Raw genomic sequence first — 16689 nt, forward strand, 5'->3', positions numbered from 1 at the left:
GGCTCCCCCTCCCCGACTCGAACGGGGGACCTGCGGATTAACAGTCCGTCGCTCTAACCAACTGAGCTAAGGGGGAACAATCATATTCATAAACTTGGCTCCCCCTCCCCGACTCGAACGGGGGACCTGCGGATTAACAGTCCGTCGCTCTAACCAACTGAGCTAAGGGGGAAGCGTCATGCCTTTCAACGGGGCGAAATATTAATGACAGCATTGCAAAGTGTCAACATAAAAACTTCATAAATTCAAAAAAGAAGCTTATTCGATGTTTTTATGTTCGATCTGCGCAAAATGTAGCTGAAAACCACTGCATTTTTTAGCTTGTAGTAGGGGACCTATGTCGAAAGCTTTTATTTTTTGCATGCTTTTTAAACAGAAGCATCATTTTAAAAGTATAAAAAAGTTTCTTTGCTTAGATATTCTTTACCAAGTTGAGTAAATCATCATTTATCCAATGTTTTATTCTAACTATGAAAATCAGATCTAATTCTTTTTGTTCGAAGTTCTCCGAGCGTAATTTTTTCTTTGTATTTACTGTGTAGGACTAGTAAAGATTTCTCTATTCTTTGCAGAGAAACTCAAAAATGATCTGAATCCAATAGAAGTAAACTCATTTTTAGTGCTGTATTTCATAAGCTTAGCATATGAAATTTTATAGAACTTTAATTGTCATACTTAACTTTATAATAGGGTAGAACAATTTTTACGCGTTCTTTTCTAGAAACTTATAAAAAGGTTAAAACAATAGGCTTTGTTACTTTTCCTATACAGAGATGAACATCCACCTTAGAAGCCTTTATATTTGCGGCTTCTAGAGAGTTATCCACGGTTTCTGTGGATAACTCTGTTTATTAAACTTTAAGAACAGCTATAGTACTAGGATTTTAGGGCGCTACAGCAATTTCAAGCATTTAATTAAGTTTTTTTATTTTATTATAAATCAATTGCTTAGTATTTTTATCTGAAGCCATGCTGAATTGATAAGTAAATTTATTCGTGACGATGAAATAGCGCGATTTGTTGTGTAAAAAAACAGCGAAAACTGCCTTTTAATTGTAACAAAGCTATTAAAGTTGTTTTTATCTTGTATTTTATGAGGGTTAGTGGTTATTTTTATGTCAAAGTGTCAAAAGTGATAGTTTTGTGTATCAATTTTGATTCTGCTAATAAAGCATAGCTTGCAAGAGAAGGATGCTTTAAACTAACAGGTTCAGAAAAAGAGGCAAAGTATCCCCATGAGCGTGAAACCGCAGAGCAAAACTAAACCTGATCTTTTAAACTCACCCATTCTGCCAACCTTAAAAAAAATGACCATTCCGATGATCTTTGGAATGATCACCCTAATGATGTTTAACCTCGTTGACACCTTCTTTATTAGTTTACTAGGCACTGAACCTCTCGCCGCTGTCAGTTTTACCTTTCCAGTTACTTTTACTGTTATTAGCCTTGCAATTGGTTTAGGTATAGGCACTTCAGCGGTTATCGCTAAAGCCCTCGGTAGTGATAAGTTAGATGAAGCTCGCTTTGATGCCAGTATGTCATTGTTGGTATCGGTTGTGATGGTGTTTAGTCTTTCTGTGATGGGCTATCTTTTGATAGATCCTATTTTTAAGTTACTTGGTGCTGGTGAATTAGTATTACCGCTTATTCATGAGTATATGAGTGTATGGTTCCTTGGCAGCGTGTTTTTAATTACACCTATGGTTGGCAACTCAGTACTTAGAGCAAGTGGTGATACCAAAACTCCGAGCATTGTTATGGGTGGAGCGGGGCTGATTAATGCTATTTTAGACCCTATGCTTATTTTTGGCTTTGGGCCTATTCCCGCATTAGGTATACAAGGCGCAGCAATTGCCAGCGTTATTGCGTGGTCGGTTGCGGTGGTTATCATTTTATATATTCTAGCAATTAAAAATGGCTTATTGAGTTTGCATGCTGGTTTGCAAACACCATTTAGCTCAATTCAAAAAATTCTTAAAATTGGTTTACCAGCGGCGGGGGCAAATATGCTTACACCAATAGCAATGGCGGTAATTACGGCATTAGTGGCTAAGCATGGTCCTGAAGCTGTAGCAGCGTTTGGTGTTGGAAGTCGAATTGAGTCTATCGCAAGTCTTGTTGTGCTTGCTTTATCGATGACTTTACCGCCATTTGTTAGTCAAAACTTTGGTGCCGGTAAGTTTGAACGTGTAAAAGAAGCCTACACTAAAACCTTAAAATTCGTGATGATTTGGCAGTTTGCTATTTATATTTTACTGCTATTAACTTCTGGCTTGATAGCTAATGTATTTGGTAAAGAGCAGGCGGTAATGGATGTTATTAAGCTGTTCATTTATATCCTACCGCTCAGTTATGGCCTACAAGGGGTAATTATTCTATCGAACTCTTCATTTAACGCATTACATAAACCGATGAATGCGCTTATTTTAAGTGTAGTACGTCTGTTTGTTTTTTACGTGCCTTTTGCTTATATCGGCAGTGAGTTTGCTGGGTTAAAAGGGTTATTTATTGGCGCGGCTATAGGTAACCTATTTACTGCGGTGGTTGCCTATAGATGGTTTATCAAAGAAGTTGATGGGTTAAGTGAGTCTTATGTGAAGGAGTGTCATTCATGAGCGACCATTTTCAGCTAGTTTCTAAATTTCAGCCAAATGGTGACCAACCAACGGCGATTGCACAGTTAAAAGACGGTCTTGAGGCTGGGCTTGCACATCAAACATTATTAGGGGCTACAGGAACGGGTAAAACCTTCACTATGGCCAATATCATTAATGATTTGAATCGGCCAACCATTATCATGGCACACAACAAAACACTCGCTGCTCAGCTTTATGGGGAAATGAAAGAGTTTTTCCCTCATAACGCGGTTGAGTATTTTGTTTCTTATTATGATTATTACCAGCCAGAAGCCTATGTTGTTGCTAGTGATACATTCATTGAAAAAGACGCCTCTATCAATGAGCATATTGAGCAAATGCGTTTAAGCGCTACTAAAGCGCTACTTGAGCGTCGTGATACGATCATTGTGGCTTCGGTGTCTGCTATTTATGGTTTGGGCGATCCAGACTCATATATGAAAATGATGCTACTGCTTAAAGTTGGAGAAACTGTCGATCAACGCGACATGCTGCGTCGTCTTGCTGAATTGCAATATACTCGAAACGATATTGAATTTAGCCGTGGTACATATCGTGTTCGTGGGGAAGTGGTTGATATATTTCCTGCAGAATCTGATACTTATGCCGTTCGTGTGGAGATGTTTGACGATGAAATAGAGCGTTTAAGTATTTTTGACCCACTTACTGGGGCTGTTGAAAAGCACATTGTACGCGCTACTATTTACCCAAAAACGCACTATGTTACGCCGCGTGAAAAAATTCTCGATGCTATTGATAAAATAAAAGATGAGCTTAAAGACCGTCGTTCTCAGCTACTTAGTGCCAATAAACTTGTAGAAGAGCAACGTATTGCTCAGCGCACCCAGTACGATATCGAAATGATGACCGAGCTTGGTTATTGCTCAGGAATCGAAAACTACTCGCGTTACTTATCTGGCAGAACGCCAGGCGATCCGCCGCCAACATTGCTTGACTATTTGCCTGATGACGCATTAATGATTATCGATGAATCGCATGTTACGGTATCGCAAATCGGTGCTATGTATAAAGGTGATAGAAGCCGTAAAGAAAATCTCGTTGAGTATGGCTTTCGCTTGCCATCGGCGTTAGATAACCGCCCATTACGCTTTGAAGAATTTGAAGCAATCGCGCCGCAAACTATTTATGTGTCAGCCACCCCAGGTGACTTTGAGCTTGAACGCTCGTCAGGGGAGGTTGCAGAACAGGTCATTCGTCCAACCGGGCTTATTGACCCAGAAATTGAAGTGCGCCCAGTGGGCTCACAAGTAGATGACTTACTCTCTGAAATATACAAACGAGTTGAGGTCAACGAACGGGTATTGGTAACTACTTTAACCAAGCGTATGGCTGAAGATTTAACCGACTACCTAAATGACCATGACGTAAAAGTTCGTTATTTGCACTCAGATATCGATACCGTCGAACGGGTTGAAATTATCCGCGATTTACGTGCTGGTGTGTTTGATGTGTTAGTGGGCATTAACTTATTACGAGAAGGTCTCGACATGCCAGAGGTATCCTTAGTAGCGATACTTGATGCCGATAAAGAAGGTTTCTTACGCTCTACTCGTTCACTGATCCAAACCATAGGTCGTGCTGCACGTCACTTAAATGGTAAAGCGATTCTTTATGGTGACCGCATTACTAAATCAATGAGACAAGCCATTGATGAAACAGATCGCCGCCGTGAAAAACAACAAGCTTATAATCTTGAGCATGGTATTGAGCCGCAAGCTTTGGTTAAAAGCATCACCGATATTATGGATGTGGGCGAAGAAGCAAGCCCTAAAGACAACCTTAAATTGGTGCGTAAAGAGTCTAAACAAGTACTCAGTGCAAAAGAAATTGCCAGCCAAATTAAAGAGCTTGAAGCGAAAATGCATGCCTATGCTAGCGATCTTGAATTTGAAAAAGCGGCATCTGTGCGTGATGAAATTCACGAATTACAACAACAGTTAATTAACTAAAGATTATGACAAACGATTTTTCTGCCATTTTAAATGCTTTAGCAGAGGCTCCTCTCGCTACAAATGAATTATGCCGTGTATTTCATGGCCGTGGCCACTCCGTGGCTGAGCTTAGTCACATTAACTTAGACTTTTATCCGCCAGCACTTTTTTTAGTTTCATATGAAGAAATAGATGAACAAGTGCTTGAGCAATTAACTAATACAGTGTGGCAATGGGCGCAAGTAAACGCACCAGAGCTTGTGACTGCATTGGTTTACCAACAACGCTGTGGGATTAATACCCGAAATTCTCTTCTGTTTGGTGAATTACCACAAGAGCATCTTGTTAGTGAAAATGGTATTAAGTTTAAAGTAGATTTACTTAGTCGCCAAAATACCGGTATATTCCCTGATATGCGCCGTGGTCGTGAGTTTGTCCAAGCTAATAGTAAAAACGCAAAAGTGCTAAACTTGTTTTCTTATACTTGTGGCTTTTCTGTTGCTGCAATGCAGGGTGGTGCTGACCAAGTTATTAATATGGATATGAATAAAGGCGTGCTTAGAACGGGTAAACAAAACCATCAGTTAAATGGTTTTGCTCAAGGAGTTAGTTATTTCCCACACGATATTTTAAAGTCATTCGGCAAGTTAAAAAAATCAGCACCTTATGAATTGATCATTGTTGATCCACCGAGCTTTCAAAAAGGAAGCTTTATATTGACTAAGGATTATCAAAAAATCCTGCGTCGTTTACCTGAACTGTTAAATGAAAACACCCAATTATTGCTTTGTGCTAATAGCCCTGAGCTTTCAGAGCAGGCGTTTAAAGAGCTAATTGCTGAGCATACGCAAGGGGCTATTTGTTTTGTTGAGCGTTTAAAACCGACAGATGGCTTTGTTGAAGTAGACAGTGATCGAAGTTTAAAAGCCTTAGTCTATAAAACAGCAAATTAATGGCATTGAGTAAACGACTATCAGCCATCGTTGATGTGGTTGAATCAGGCTATGACGAAATCTGGGATTGCTGCTGCGACCACGGTTTGTTAGGAATTGAGCTTTTACAGCAAAATAAAGCACAGCTTATACATTTTGTTGATATTGTGCCTGAGTTGATGCAAGCACTAAACGACAAACTGGTGCGCTTTGCCACTAACGAGCAATGCGCTCGCTGGCAAGTTCATTGTCAGGATGTTGCGATGATTTCCCCTGATCCAAATAAACGCCATCTTGTTATTATTGCGGGTGTTGGTGGTGAGCTATTGGTGCAATTTTTAGCGAAGATTGTGGGTCATCACCCAGGTATTCATATTGACTTTATTGTTTGCCCTGTACATCACAGTTATCAAGTTCGCCGCTATTTGCAAACACTCTCATTAGGGCTCGTATCAGAACAGTTGATTTGTGAAAATAAACGCTTTTATGAAATCATAGCTATGAGTGTGTCATCATCGAAACAGGTTACTCGAGTTGGGCAGCAAATGTGGCAACTAACAAGTAAAGAGCACCAAGCCTATTTAAAGCAGTTATGTGCTCATTACCAACGCATGTTAAATCAAGACGCGGCTTATTATCAGCCTGTGCTTGATGAGTACTCAGCTTTATTATTGTAATTAAAGTTTATTAATTTCTTGTTTTACGCTGTAGCTAGAGTCTGTGACAATGGCTTCGAGCGTTTGTACACGTTCTCTTAACTCTTGTAGTTCTTTTGTCACTTCGGCAACATGTTCGTTTGCTTCTTTTGAATTCTTTAAAGTCCGTGATTTAAACTCAAGGTGTTTTTTATACATATCATAAATTACCCCAGAGCCGACTGATATCAGCACGATTAACACCACCATGGTAGTACCTGACATACTATTCTCCTTCCATATTTAGTACCTAATAGAGTATAGATTGTATTTAAAAATGCAATTTGCATTCTGTTACAAGGTGTTTCGTTTTAAAAATGGTTTTATACGGATAAAGCCTGTGACCAGCATGGTGCCGGCGATAACACAAAGTGCGCCGCCTAAGGTATTTGGTCCTATTTGCTCATCTAAAATTAAATTACCCCATACAATACCAAAGAGTGGGATTAAAAAGGTAACAGTCAACGCAGAAGTTGGGCCAATGTCATCAATCAAGCGGAAAAACAGTATATACGCCACAGCAGTACAAAGCACACCGAGAGCGACCACTCCAAGCATCACTTCATTACTTGGCATTTCTCTGGCAGGAATAACAAAAATAAGCGGTAGTACCATAATACTTGCTGCCCACATACTGCCATGAGCATTATCAAAAGCAGACAACTTTGGTGCATGTTTAGTGTAATGGGATGCTATGGCATAACTTAGTGAAGCACAAAGTGCTGCAAAGATTGCTGTAACTGCTTGGGTATCGATAGTGAGGCTATTTTGACCCACTAAAATTGCTACGCCCGTTAAACCTAATAGTAAGCCAAGCAGCATACTTTTAGTGGGTTTAGTTTTACTCCAAATAATACCAACAATCACGCCCCAAATTGGGGTTGTTGAGTTTAGTATTGATAAGGTTGATGCATTGATTGTTTGTGCTGCATAGGCAAACAGTAAAAAGGGGATAGCGGAATTAAGTGCGCCAATAATAAAAAAGTGTTTTTTATGTGTCGTGAAAGCGAGTGTCTTTCGTAAGTATAAAGCAAAAATCAAGAGTGTTATTGCTGCAAAGCCAACTCTTAGCTCTATTAATACCGCAGGGCCTAAGCTATTAGCTGCCATACGCATAAATAAGAAGGAAGCGCCCCAAATAGCAGCAAGGATGAATAAGCGCAAAAAACTTGGCAATGACATGGTGTTACATTCTTTAATTATAAAACCTGAGCATAACAAATTTATGCCCTAATACTCGCCATTTTCGGACTATTAATTAGTTGATTTTGAGAGTTTCTTTTCGAAGTCAGATTTTACGATTTCTAGTGCGGCTAATACATCTTCAGCAGGTACGTCGTTTTGCTCTAAGAGCATAATTAGGTCAACAGCAATCTTTATATAGTCAGGCGCATGCTCTAACTCACTACTCATGATTGTAGTTCCTTTTTCTTAGCAACTTGACTGATTGCCACATCGATTGCCGTTTGTACTTGCTGCTCCATTTTTATACGCTCTGTTTGCGGTAAATAAAATTCCATATCAACATCATAGCGTATGTAGCGGGCAGGGAGTTGATTTAATACAGTGCAGCATAAATCTGCCATAACATCATCACTGTAGGTCGTTTCTAAGTTACGTTTTGTGATGTCTTCGACAACCAGTTTTTCATAGTAGTTGTGAATGTCGTCATGCAATTTCATACAAAGTGAACCCAATTAAAAAGTCACTTTAAGTGTATACCAAGCTTTAAAATAAATCGACAGCAGCCCTAAAAAGCTGACCATGAACATCAACCAAACGGCTTACATTTCGCTGATAGCCACCGCCCATGACTGCAAAGACAGGGATTTTTGCTTCTTTCGCTTGGTTTAATACAAAATAATCACGTTGATACACTCCCTCCATACTGACTTGAAAGTGTCCTAATTCGTCATTCGTTGCAATGTCTGCGCCGGCGTTGTACAAAATGATATCTGGCTGGTGGAGTCTCATCGTTAAGGCTAATGCTTGTTTCACTGTTTCCAAGTATTCAGTATCTTTTGTGCCATGCTCTAGGGAAAAGTCGTAGTTTGATTGCTGTTTAATTCGCGGGAAGTTTTGTTGACAATGAATTGAGCAGCTAATGATCTGAGGGTGCACTTGTGTCACTTCAGCGGTACCGTCACCTTGGTGAACGTCGCAGTCAAAGATTAACACGGTGTCGGCTTGATCTGTATTAATTAAATGCGCAGCTGCTATCGCTAAGTCATTGAAAATACAAAAGCCACTGCCATAGCCTGTAAATGCATGGTGATAACCACCACTTAGGTTAAAAGCTGCACCATGTTGCAAGGCATACTCTGCGCCATGAATACTCGCCCCTACAGAATAAAGTGTTCGTTCAACTAATTCATGTGACCAAGGGAAGCCCATTTTTTTTATCTCTTTTGTATCAAGGCTGCCAGTTAAAAAAGCATCGACATAATCTTGGTCATGGCACAGAGCAAGCTGTGCTCGAGTGGCTTGTTGTGGGATAATGAAATGCTGCTCATCAATAAAGCCGCTGAGAAGTTGTTTTAACAAGCGGTATTTATCAATCGGAAAGCGGTGACGCTCAGGTAAAGCTAACGCTGAATAACTTGGATGATAGTAAAACATTATCTGAGCTGCTGTTTTTCGACCTGTTGAATTTTGTCTTCAGTGGCTGAAATTGCCTTACGGCAACGGCCCAACCTAGCATGCAATGCAAGTATTTCTTTATTGATTTCGGCTGCTTGCTGCGTATTTGCAGCTTCGAGCTTAAGTTTTCGCTCTTCAATCATCAAAACTAAGCGGCGCTCAAACTCGTGATTTTGCTTTAGTTCATCATACAGTTCATGTGACGACTGCATGATTTTTTTTACTGCTTGTTTATAAACTTGTGGCTTTGTTTTTGGTTTAAAACTGTACTTATTTTCTTTAGCCCACACAGGGGTTGATTTGATCACATTGAATACAGCTTCTACCTGAAGGGCAATTCGTTCAAGAGCATATTGGTATGCGTGACGATGCTCAGCAGGTGGCAGGCTGTTAAGCTCATCTTCGATTTCTATGACATAATCTGCCAGCTTCATACTTTTTGTGCTAAACACTGCTTTATCAAATAAACTTGGTTGGGCTTGCATATAACGATTTTTCGCAAATAAATTACCCTTATCAAATTGTGTAGCTAATTGCTTTAGCCTTTCAATTTGTGAACGCAGTTTATCAAAAGCAGTCGATTGCATTTATAAATAAGCCTCATAGATTAACTTTAATGCTAAAACAATAACCACAGTGTTAAACACGGGGCGGATCATTTTACTGCCAAACTTAATTGCCGAATGCGCACCTAACCATGCACCTAGCATCAAGAAAAAGCCCATCGTGATACCAAGTATAAAGTTCACATGCCCTAACGCAACAAAGGTGATCAAAGAAATAAAATTTGAAACGAAGTTCATCGAGCGAGCAAGCCCACAGTTAAGTAACAAGCTCATCTTATATAATAGGCTATTTGAAGCAGTCCAAAACGTACCAGTCCCTGGGCCTGCTAAACCATCAAAAAAGCCTAGCCCAAGCCCTTGCAGCCACTGTTTAATTTTAGTTTTGCCATCAAGTTCTGGTAATTCGTTATGCTCGGTAGTACTCAAACTGCCAAATAAGCTGTAACAAGCTACTAGAATAATTACCACTGGCAATAATTTATTCAGAAATTCAATACTTAAGTAATCAACCACAAGGGTACCTATAAGCGCACCTATGGCTGTTGCTAGGATTGACGCGGCCCAAAATCGAGGGTTGAATAACTTTTTACGAAAATAGGTCACGCTGGCTGTTAATGAGCCAAAACTTGCTGCAAGTTTATTTGTGCCTAATGTGAGATGGGGAGGTAAGCCCGCAGTTAATAGCGCCGGCACAGTTAACATGCCGCCACCGCCTGCGATAGCATCAATAAAGCCAGCTGCCAGCGCCACTGCGCATAATAGTGCCCATGTTGTTGGGTCTAAAGCTAATTCAAACATTAATAATCAATTTGTCTTTTAAAGGGTGGCAAGGTATCGAGCATGGCTTTGCCATATCGCTTGGTCACTAATCGGCGATCAAGAATAGTAATACGACCCTGATCATTTTCTTTGCGAAGCAGTCTACCACAGCTTTGTACTAATTTCTTTGCAGCATCAGGAACGGTTATCGAAAGAAACGGGTTGCCACCTTTACTTTGTACAAACTCAGCCTGTGCTTCTTCTATTGGGGAGGTCGGCACCGCAAATGGAATCTTTGTTATAACTAAGTTTTCTAAGTATTTACCCGGTAAATCAAGACCCTCTGACAGGCTTTGAGTGCCAAATAAATAACTAGCACGGCCTAAATCTACATTCGCTTTATGCTTTTTCAAAAGTGCCTCACGCGACATTTCACCTTGCACTAATACATCAATCCCTTTGCTTCTCAACGCTTTGACGACATGGTCCATTTGCCAATAAGAGGCAAATAACACTAAATTAGCTTTTTTATCGTTAAGGAATTTAGGTAACTGTTCAGCTAAGTGGTCGCTAAAGGCTTTCTCTGTAGGCTCAATATGACTTGCAGGAATATGCAGCGTGGCTTGTTTTGGATAATCAAACGGAGAAGGAACTTTAATGTATTTGACACCTTCTTCTTTGGCAAGGCCACATTCATATGCAAAGTGATCAAATGAGCCAAGTGCCGTTAATGTCGCTGAACACAGAACAGCACCTGCACATTGGTTCCATAATTTATCTTTTAAGTAATAGCCAACTTCAATAGGGCAATCACTGAGTAAATGATCGTGATGGTTCTTATACTCTAGGCGTTTTATCCACCTGGCATGGGGAATACCTTCACCTTTTGTAGCGTAACTAAACCATAGCTTGTTTAATAACTCTAGGCGATTAATGTACTGGCCACTTTCAGCCAATATTGGATCGGCCACATAAGGTTTAATATCGCCATCACTCACGTCTTGCACTAGGGTGTCGTGCATCTTGTTAAGTGCTCTTAGTGCATCAAGGGTGGCATCGCTAATATCTTTTGCTTTAGCATGCAAAGCCGCTGGAATCTCACCATGCTCAAAGCGATAGGTATCATCACTATTGTAGTTAAAGTCGGCATTATCAAGAATGTCACGGACTACTTTTAGGTTTTTGCCCGCATCATTGATGCTGTCACTGAGTTTAAAATTTTGCCCAATCGCTTTTTGACCCACCAGTACATTCGCCATTTTCCCTGCGAATTTAACAAGCTTGTCGAGCCAGTCGATGGTGCCTTTGATTGTTGCCGCAGCAGATGAGAAGTCTCGAGTGATGTGCGCTAAGTGATGGGCTTCATCAATAACATAAATAGTATCGTCAGGTTCAGGTAGAATCTTACCACCACCCAAATCAAGATCAGCTAGTAACAAAGAATGGTTGATCACTAGCACATCCATTTGCATAAGACGCTGACGCGCCATATGGAAAGGGCAGAGCTGATGAGCGCGCATTTGTCGTTGGCATGAGTGTTTATCACAGGCAATTAAATTCCAAACTTTATCCGGAATAGTATCAGCCCAACTATCGCGATCGCCTTGCCATTGTTTGTTTGAATAAGCATCATAAAGTTGCTTTAAGCACTTGGTTTCCATATCTGAAAGTGGTGATGACAGGGTTGGCATAAACTCCATTTGCGTTTGGCTGTCGCCATTAACTGCAGCACTAAGTTTTTGTGCACAGATATAACGCTGACGACCTTTAACTAAATCAAATTTAATATCTAACCCAGAGTGCTCTTTAAAAAACGGCAGTTCTTTACTAATTAACTGTTCTTGTAGGGCAACAGTTGCCGTCGAAATCACTAATTTCTTTTTTTTGGCCATCGCCAATGGTAATGCACCTAAACAATAAGCGAGTGACTTACCGGTCCCTGTGCCAGCTTCAATGACACAGATACGTTGAATTTTGTGATACTCACCGGCAAGGGTTTTTGCTATCTCGGCAACTAAATAGTTTTGACTGCTTCTAGGGCGGTAGTCAGTAAGGTTATCAGCAACATGCTTATGAATTTGCCGAATTGTTTTTTTTAAAGAGTCAGATAGCATGCCCAGAAAACCTAAAGTATGTATATAATTACAGTAATGAATTTTAGAGATTTAACTGGGCAACTACAAGCGACTTGTTCGATTATTATTTTATTAGCTTTAATAGAGGTTCAAGATGAACCTGATAATTAGACCATTCTGTTAATGCATCTTTGTAAATGGGTTGCCTTACTTGTTCTGAGCTTGGTGTCATAATTGGGCGTTTGTGATTATAAAAACTCATGCAGCTTTCATGCATTTCTAAATCGCAGTAAGTTAGTAACTCACTCACGGTGTTGGAAAAATCATTAACAAGATTTTGATAGTCGACTTTAAATATTTCGTCAGGATATAAGCAATGCCAGTGCGACATTAAATCAGTGTAATCATTTATATATTCTGCAAGAGATGTAAAGTCGTAGCTATAGGCGTGACCCTCAGAGAAAGAGTGTTTGTATAAACTCCACGCAGTTGCGGCTTTATCTCTCGTTACTTCGAGTATCTTCGCATTTGGGAAGAGCGTTTTAATTAACGCGATATGATGAAAGTTCACTGGTTGCTTATCGATAAATATATTGTTTTTTCCACGTAAAGGAGCAATAAATTTTAGGTATCTATCAGCGTAGTGTGCTTTATCTTTATCAGTTAGCTTATCAAGGCCATAAGGAACATCTGAGAGTTTTTTACTTTCTAACTCTCGAGCGATTGCATTTATTTCTGTGAGCTCGTAACTTGCATCAACATCAGGGTGACTTGCTAAAATTTGCTCAACTAAGGTAGAGCCACTTCGCGGTAAGCTGACGATAAAAATCAGCTGTAGCGATTCATTAGATGTAAGATTATTAATAGATCTTTGAGTTAAATATTTTTTACAACGAAAAGTAAAGTTGCTTGGCTTGTATGGTGTTAGTGCTTTTTGAATTTTGTTTGCTTTTTCTAATGTCTTAAATGAGAGTTCGTAGTTGTGGCATTGTTCATAGGCTTTGGCGAGAGCAAAGTAAAGTTGAGCACTGTTGAGGTTTTGAACAGCAGATTGTGTTTGTTCTACTAAACTGTCTATATCCCTATTATTAAATGTATATGTTTTTAAATTAGCTAAATTCCAATAGGCCTCACCTAGTCTGTTATCTAGTTGGAGTGCTTGTTTATAGTGCGTTATAGCAAGTTCAGTATCACCTTTGATTTTTTCTATGTTACCAAGTCGAAGGTGGCAATGGGCTGCGTAATAGTTTGCATCGAGTAACTTGTTATAGATGGCCTTTGCTTTATCAAATTGCATCATTTTTACATGAGCGATAGCAATTAAACTCTCAATAAATAAAGTAGGAGAGGGGATCGATGTGCGATAAAATGTGAGTAACTCTTCAAATTGCTTGGTATTGAGTAAGGCTTGGCAGTAGTTTTCTAGGACTGCTTGTTTTTGCGAGTTGTTCTCGAGGTTATGTTTTGATATGTCCAAGTACGCTTTGCTATCTCCCACCTTTAGTGCGATATCAGCCAGCGTTTGAAGTGCTCTATACTCATTAGGCACGAGTTGTAGTAGTTGCTTAGTGATTTGCTCTGCTTGGCGAGGGTTATGGTTATTTAACTGTTGTTTAGCCGTTTCTAATTGTTTGTTAAACCAAAAAATCATCTCATATTGTTTTAAAGCACTTTGCTGTTGTTCGTGCTCTTGCAGCATTTTGTGAGTTTCAGCGAGTAATGCCCAGCCATCATGATATTCAGGGTGTTGTTTGAGTATGTCTAGCAACAAAGCTTTAGCCTTATGTGGTTCAGTAGCAACGAGTGTTTTTGCGCTTTTAATTGCATTAATTGGGCTCATAATTGGCTCTTATAATTTTTTATAGTTAGGGTGTACTATACCTCTACCGTGATAGATATTTGAAGTAAATGGTTACAGATACAGGTTTTATCCTTTCAAAAGAGGCCTTCGATAGCTCAACAGGGGTTACTTTTGTGTTTTGGTTGTGGTGTAAACACGGCCCATTAAAAGTGCTCGTTGAACAGCAAGAAGTGGTGTTTTTCATCCCTGACAATCAAGTGTCTGCTGCAGAAAGGCTTTTGCAAAGTCAAAACATTTATGTTCGTTTTGCAGATGCAAAATTAAAAAACTTTCAAAATCAATCGGTGATCTGTTGTTATTTTAATTCATTAAAAGACTATTACCGTGCCATCAAAATTTTAAAAAGTTCACAAATAGTGACGTTTGAAGATGATGTTAGGCCAATTGATAGATTTTTGATGGAACGTTTTATAAAAGGCTCTGTATGGGTTAAAGGTGAAATTCATACACGAAACGATTTTAGACTGCTAAAGAAAGCAAAATTAAAACCAAACAATGAATTTAAACCTAATTTTAAGCTCGTTTCTATTGATATAGAGTGTAATGGTGATGGCGTACTATTTTCTATTGGCTTAGTCGGAGACGGCATAGACAAAGTGTTAATGATAGGACGCCCAGAACCTACTGCCGAATTAGATTATCAAATTAACTGGTGTGAAGATGAAATTGACCTGCTTTCTCAGTTTGAGACTGAAATTCAGCGAATTGACCCAGATGTATTGATTGGCTGGAACGTTATTGAATTTGACTTTAGTGTACTTCATGCAAGGGCTGAGGCACTAGGTATTTCACTAAAGCTTGGGCGTAATAAAGAAAAAATGCGTTTGCGTGAGGGAAACTTTACCCGCATTACAATACCTGGTCGCGTTGTGGTTGATGGTATTGATACCTTAAAAAATGCCACTTATCATTACGACAGTTTTAGCCTTGCCAATGTAGCAAGCATCGAACTTGGCGAAGAAAAGCTGATTAGCACTGATAATCGCCTTGAAGAGATTATTCGTCAGTTTAATGAAGAGAAGCTTTCGCTTGCTAACTACAACAGACAAGATTGTATATTGGTACTACGCATCTTTGAGAAGCTTAAACTGCTCGACTTTGCGGTTGTAAGAAGCCAGCTCACAGGCCTCGAATTAGAGAGAATGGGGGGTTCAGTTGCTGCCTTTACTAATCTCTATTTACCACTGTTACATAGAAGTGGCTATGTTGCCCCGAATTTAGGAGATCACGGGCTAAGCTTTGACAGCCCAGGTGGTTATGTTATGTCATCGCAGCCAGGCTTGTATCAGAATATACTTGTGCTTGATTATAAAAGCTTATATCCATCGATCATGAGGACCTTTTGTATAGATCCTCTTGGGCTTATAGAGGGATTAAAAAAGCCAGATAATGCAATCGAAGGATTTAACCAAGCACAGTTTTCACGCACTGAACACCACCTGCCTGAACTGATCCGTGAACTTGCAGCGACAAGACAAATAGCCAAAGACAAAGATCAGCCTATGCTCTCACAGGCGATTAAAATCATTATGAATAGTTTATATGGTGTACTTGGTTCAAAAGGTTGTCGCTTTTATGATCCTCGATTGTCTAGCTCTATCACTTTACGTGGTCATGAAATTATGCAAACCACCAAGCAGTGGATAGAAGAGTGGGGCTACGAAGTCATTTATGGTGATACAGATTCGACCTTTGTAAGGCTTGATGATGATCTAAATTCGCATGACTGTAATGAAATCGGTACGAAACTGGCAAAAAAAATTAACAAATGTTGGCAAATTAAATTATTACAAGATTATAAAATAGACAGTTTCTTGGAAATTGAGTTCGAAACCCACTATAGCCCATTTTTTATGCCTACAATTAGAGGAAAAACAACAGGTTCTAAAAAGCGCTATGTAGGAAAAGTTGAAAAAAATGGCGCTTCAAAATTAGTCTTTAAAGGCATGGAAACTGTGAGAAGTGATTGGACAGAGCTTGCTCATAAGTTTCAGACAGAATTATTTGAGATTTTATTTTCAGAAAATTACAGTCCACAATTAATAGTGCAAGCCTTTGATAGGTATGTTAAAAAACTCTATGCGGGTGAGTTTGATTCAAGCCTTATCTATCGTAAGCGTTTAGGTCAGCATTTAACTGATTATCAAAAAAACATCCCTCCCCATGTAAAAGCTGCGAAACAGCATTTAGCTGACAATCCCCACCTGGCGTTTCAGCGTGGTCAAATAATTGAATACGTTTACACCCCTAGTGGTGCAGAGTACTACATAGGTGAGCATAATTATGATTATAGCATTTATGTTAATAAACAATTGCTGCCAATAGCTGAAATGATTGTTGTTGATTTGGGTACTATAGTTTCATCTCTAAGTGACCGTCAAATACAGCTTTTTTAAAAAAATTAACATTTTTTTGATTCTTTATTGCGATGAATGATCAAGTGGACAGGTTTAAATGCTTATTTGGCTGTTTTTTGTTCACAAAAACAGAAAAAGTAAACTTTTTGCTGCTTCATTAAAAAATTGTAAATAAAGAGCTGGATATTTTGTTTTATTTGTTTATTATTTGTTTGT

General features: G+C 39.3%; 14 protein-coding genes and 2 tRNA genes. 5 read left to right on the forward strand and 11 right to left on the reverse strand.

The features are described from left to right. Positions 1–2 precede the first annotated feature (2 nt). Together HCZ11_RS15640 and HCZ11_RS15645 are read right to left on the reverse strand one after the other, a co-directional pair. Positions 3–76, reverse strand: a tRNA-Asn gene (locus tag HCZ11_RS15640). 19 nt (positions 77–95) lie between these two features. Beyond that, positions 96–172, reverse strand: a tRNA-Asn gene (locus HCZ11_RS15645). 1063 nt (positions 173–1235) lie between these two features. On the opposite strand from HCZ11_RS15645, the gene HCZ11_RS15650 reads away from it, so the two are divergent. The 4 genes from HCZ11_RS15650 to HCZ11_RS15665 are packed head-to-tail and all read left to right on the forward strand — an operon-like array spanning position 1236 to position 6197. Beyond that, positions 1236–2615, forward strand: coding sequence for an MATE family efflux transporter (locus tag HCZ11_RS15650; RefSeq protein WP_130051845.1), 1380 nt, complete (start codon positions 1236–1238; stop codon positions 2613–2615). Then, entirely contained in the window at positions 2612–4606 is a 1995-nt protein-coding gene (gene uvrB, locus HCZ11_RS15655) for an excinuclease ABC subunit UvrB (RefSeq protein ID WP_130051844.1), read from the forward strand. The genes HCZ11_RS15650 and uvrB overlap by 4 nt, the downstream gene beginning before the upstream one ends. Positions 4607–4611: 5 nt before the next feature. Next, a complete protein-coding gene (locus tag HCZ11_RS15660; protein WP_130051843.1) occupies positions 4612–5541 on the forward strand; it encodes a class I SAM-dependent methyltransferase in 930 nt (309 codons plus the stop codon). Further along, positions 5541–6197, forward strand: a complete 657-nt coding sequence (locus tag HCZ11_RS15665; protein WP_167658856.1) for a tRNA (adenine(22)-N(1))-methyltransferase TrmK — start codon at positions 5541–5543, stop codon at positions 6195–6197. Before HCZ11_RS15660 ends, HCZ11_RS15665 begins: the two co-directional genes overlap by 1 nt. Here HCZ11_RS15665 and HCZ11_RS15670 read toward each other — a convergent pair whose 3' ends face one another. The 9 genes from HCZ11_RS15670 to HCZ11_RS15710 form a co-directional block, all read right to left on the reverse strand. Continuing rightward, the gene (locus tag HCZ11_RS15670) at positions 6198–6440 is read right to left on the reverse strand and encodes a hypothetical protein (protein WP_054563649.1); all 243 of its coding nucleotides are present in this window, start codon (positions 6438–6440) and stop codon (positions 6198–6200) included. Positions 6441–6509: 69 nt separating this feature from the next. Beyond that, positions 6510–7397 carry a DMT family transporter gene (locus tag HCZ11_RS15675; protein WP_167658857.1) on the reverse strand — a complete coding sequence of 296 codons (888 nt, stop codon included), beginning with the start codon at positions 7395–7397 and terminating at the stop codon, positions 6510–6512. A gap of 72 nt (positions 7398–7469) precedes the next feature. Continuing rightward, positions 7470–7628, reverse strand: coding sequence for a DUF2496 domain-containing protein (locus tag HCZ11_RS15680; protein WP_130051840.1), 159 nt, complete (start codon positions 7626–7628; stop codon positions 7470–7472). Then, entirely contained in the window at positions 7625–7897 is a 273-nt protein-coding gene (locus HCZ11_RS15685) for a late competence development ComFB family protein (RefSeq protein ID WP_130051839.1), read from the reverse strand. The genes HCZ11_RS15680 and HCZ11_RS15685 overlap by 4 nt, the downstream gene beginning before the upstream one ends. Positions 7898–7943: 46 nt before the next feature. Beyond that, a complete protein-coding gene (locus tag HCZ11_RS15690; RefSeq protein ID WP_368484057.1) occupies positions 7944–8837 on the reverse strand; it encodes a histone deacetylase in 894 nt (297 codons plus the stop codon). Then, on the reverse strand, positions 8834–9442 hold the full coding sequence (locus HCZ11_RS15695; RefSeq protein WP_130051837.1) for a primosomal replication protein: 609 nt from the start codon (positions 9440–9442) through the stop codon (positions 8834–8836). The genes HCZ11_RS15690 and HCZ11_RS15695 overlap by 4 nt, the downstream gene beginning before the upstream one ends. After that, positions 9443–10219: a TSUP family transporter gene (locus HCZ11_RS15700; RefSeq protein WP_130051836.1), complete on the reverse strand. Its 777-nt coding sequence runs from the start codon at positions 10217–10219 to the stop codon at positions 9443–9445. Further along, positions 10219–12294 (reverse strand): ATP-dependent DNA helicase DinG, encoded by a 2076-nt coding sequence (dinG, locus tag HCZ11_RS15705; protein WP_167658859.1) that lies wholly within the window; start codon positions 12292–12294, stop codon positions 10219–10221. Before dinG ends, HCZ11_RS15700 begins: the two co-directional genes overlap by 1 nt. 85 nt (positions 12295–12379) lie before the next feature. Continuing rightward, positions 12380–14095, reverse strand: coding sequence for a tetratricopeptide repeat-containing sulfotransferase family protein (locus HCZ11_RS15710; RefSeq protein ID WP_167658860.1), 1716 nt, complete (start codon positions 14093–14095; stop codon positions 12380–12382). 68 nt (positions 14096–14163) lie between these two features. On the opposite strand from HCZ11_RS15710, the gene HCZ11_RS15715 reads away from it, so the two are divergent. Further along, complete coding sequence (locus HCZ11_RS15715) at positions 14164–16512, forward strand: DNA polymerase II (protein WP_130051833.1); 2349 nt, start codon at positions 14164–14166, stop codon at positions 16510–16512. Positions 16513–16689 lie beyond the last annotated feature (177 nt).

This window comes from Pseudoalteromonas sp. HF66 (assembly GCF_011806445.1).
GTDB classification, from domain to species: Bacteria; Pseudomonadota; Gammaproteobacteria; order Enterobacterales; family Alteromonadaceae; genus Pseudoalteromonas; species Pseudoalteromonas apostichopi.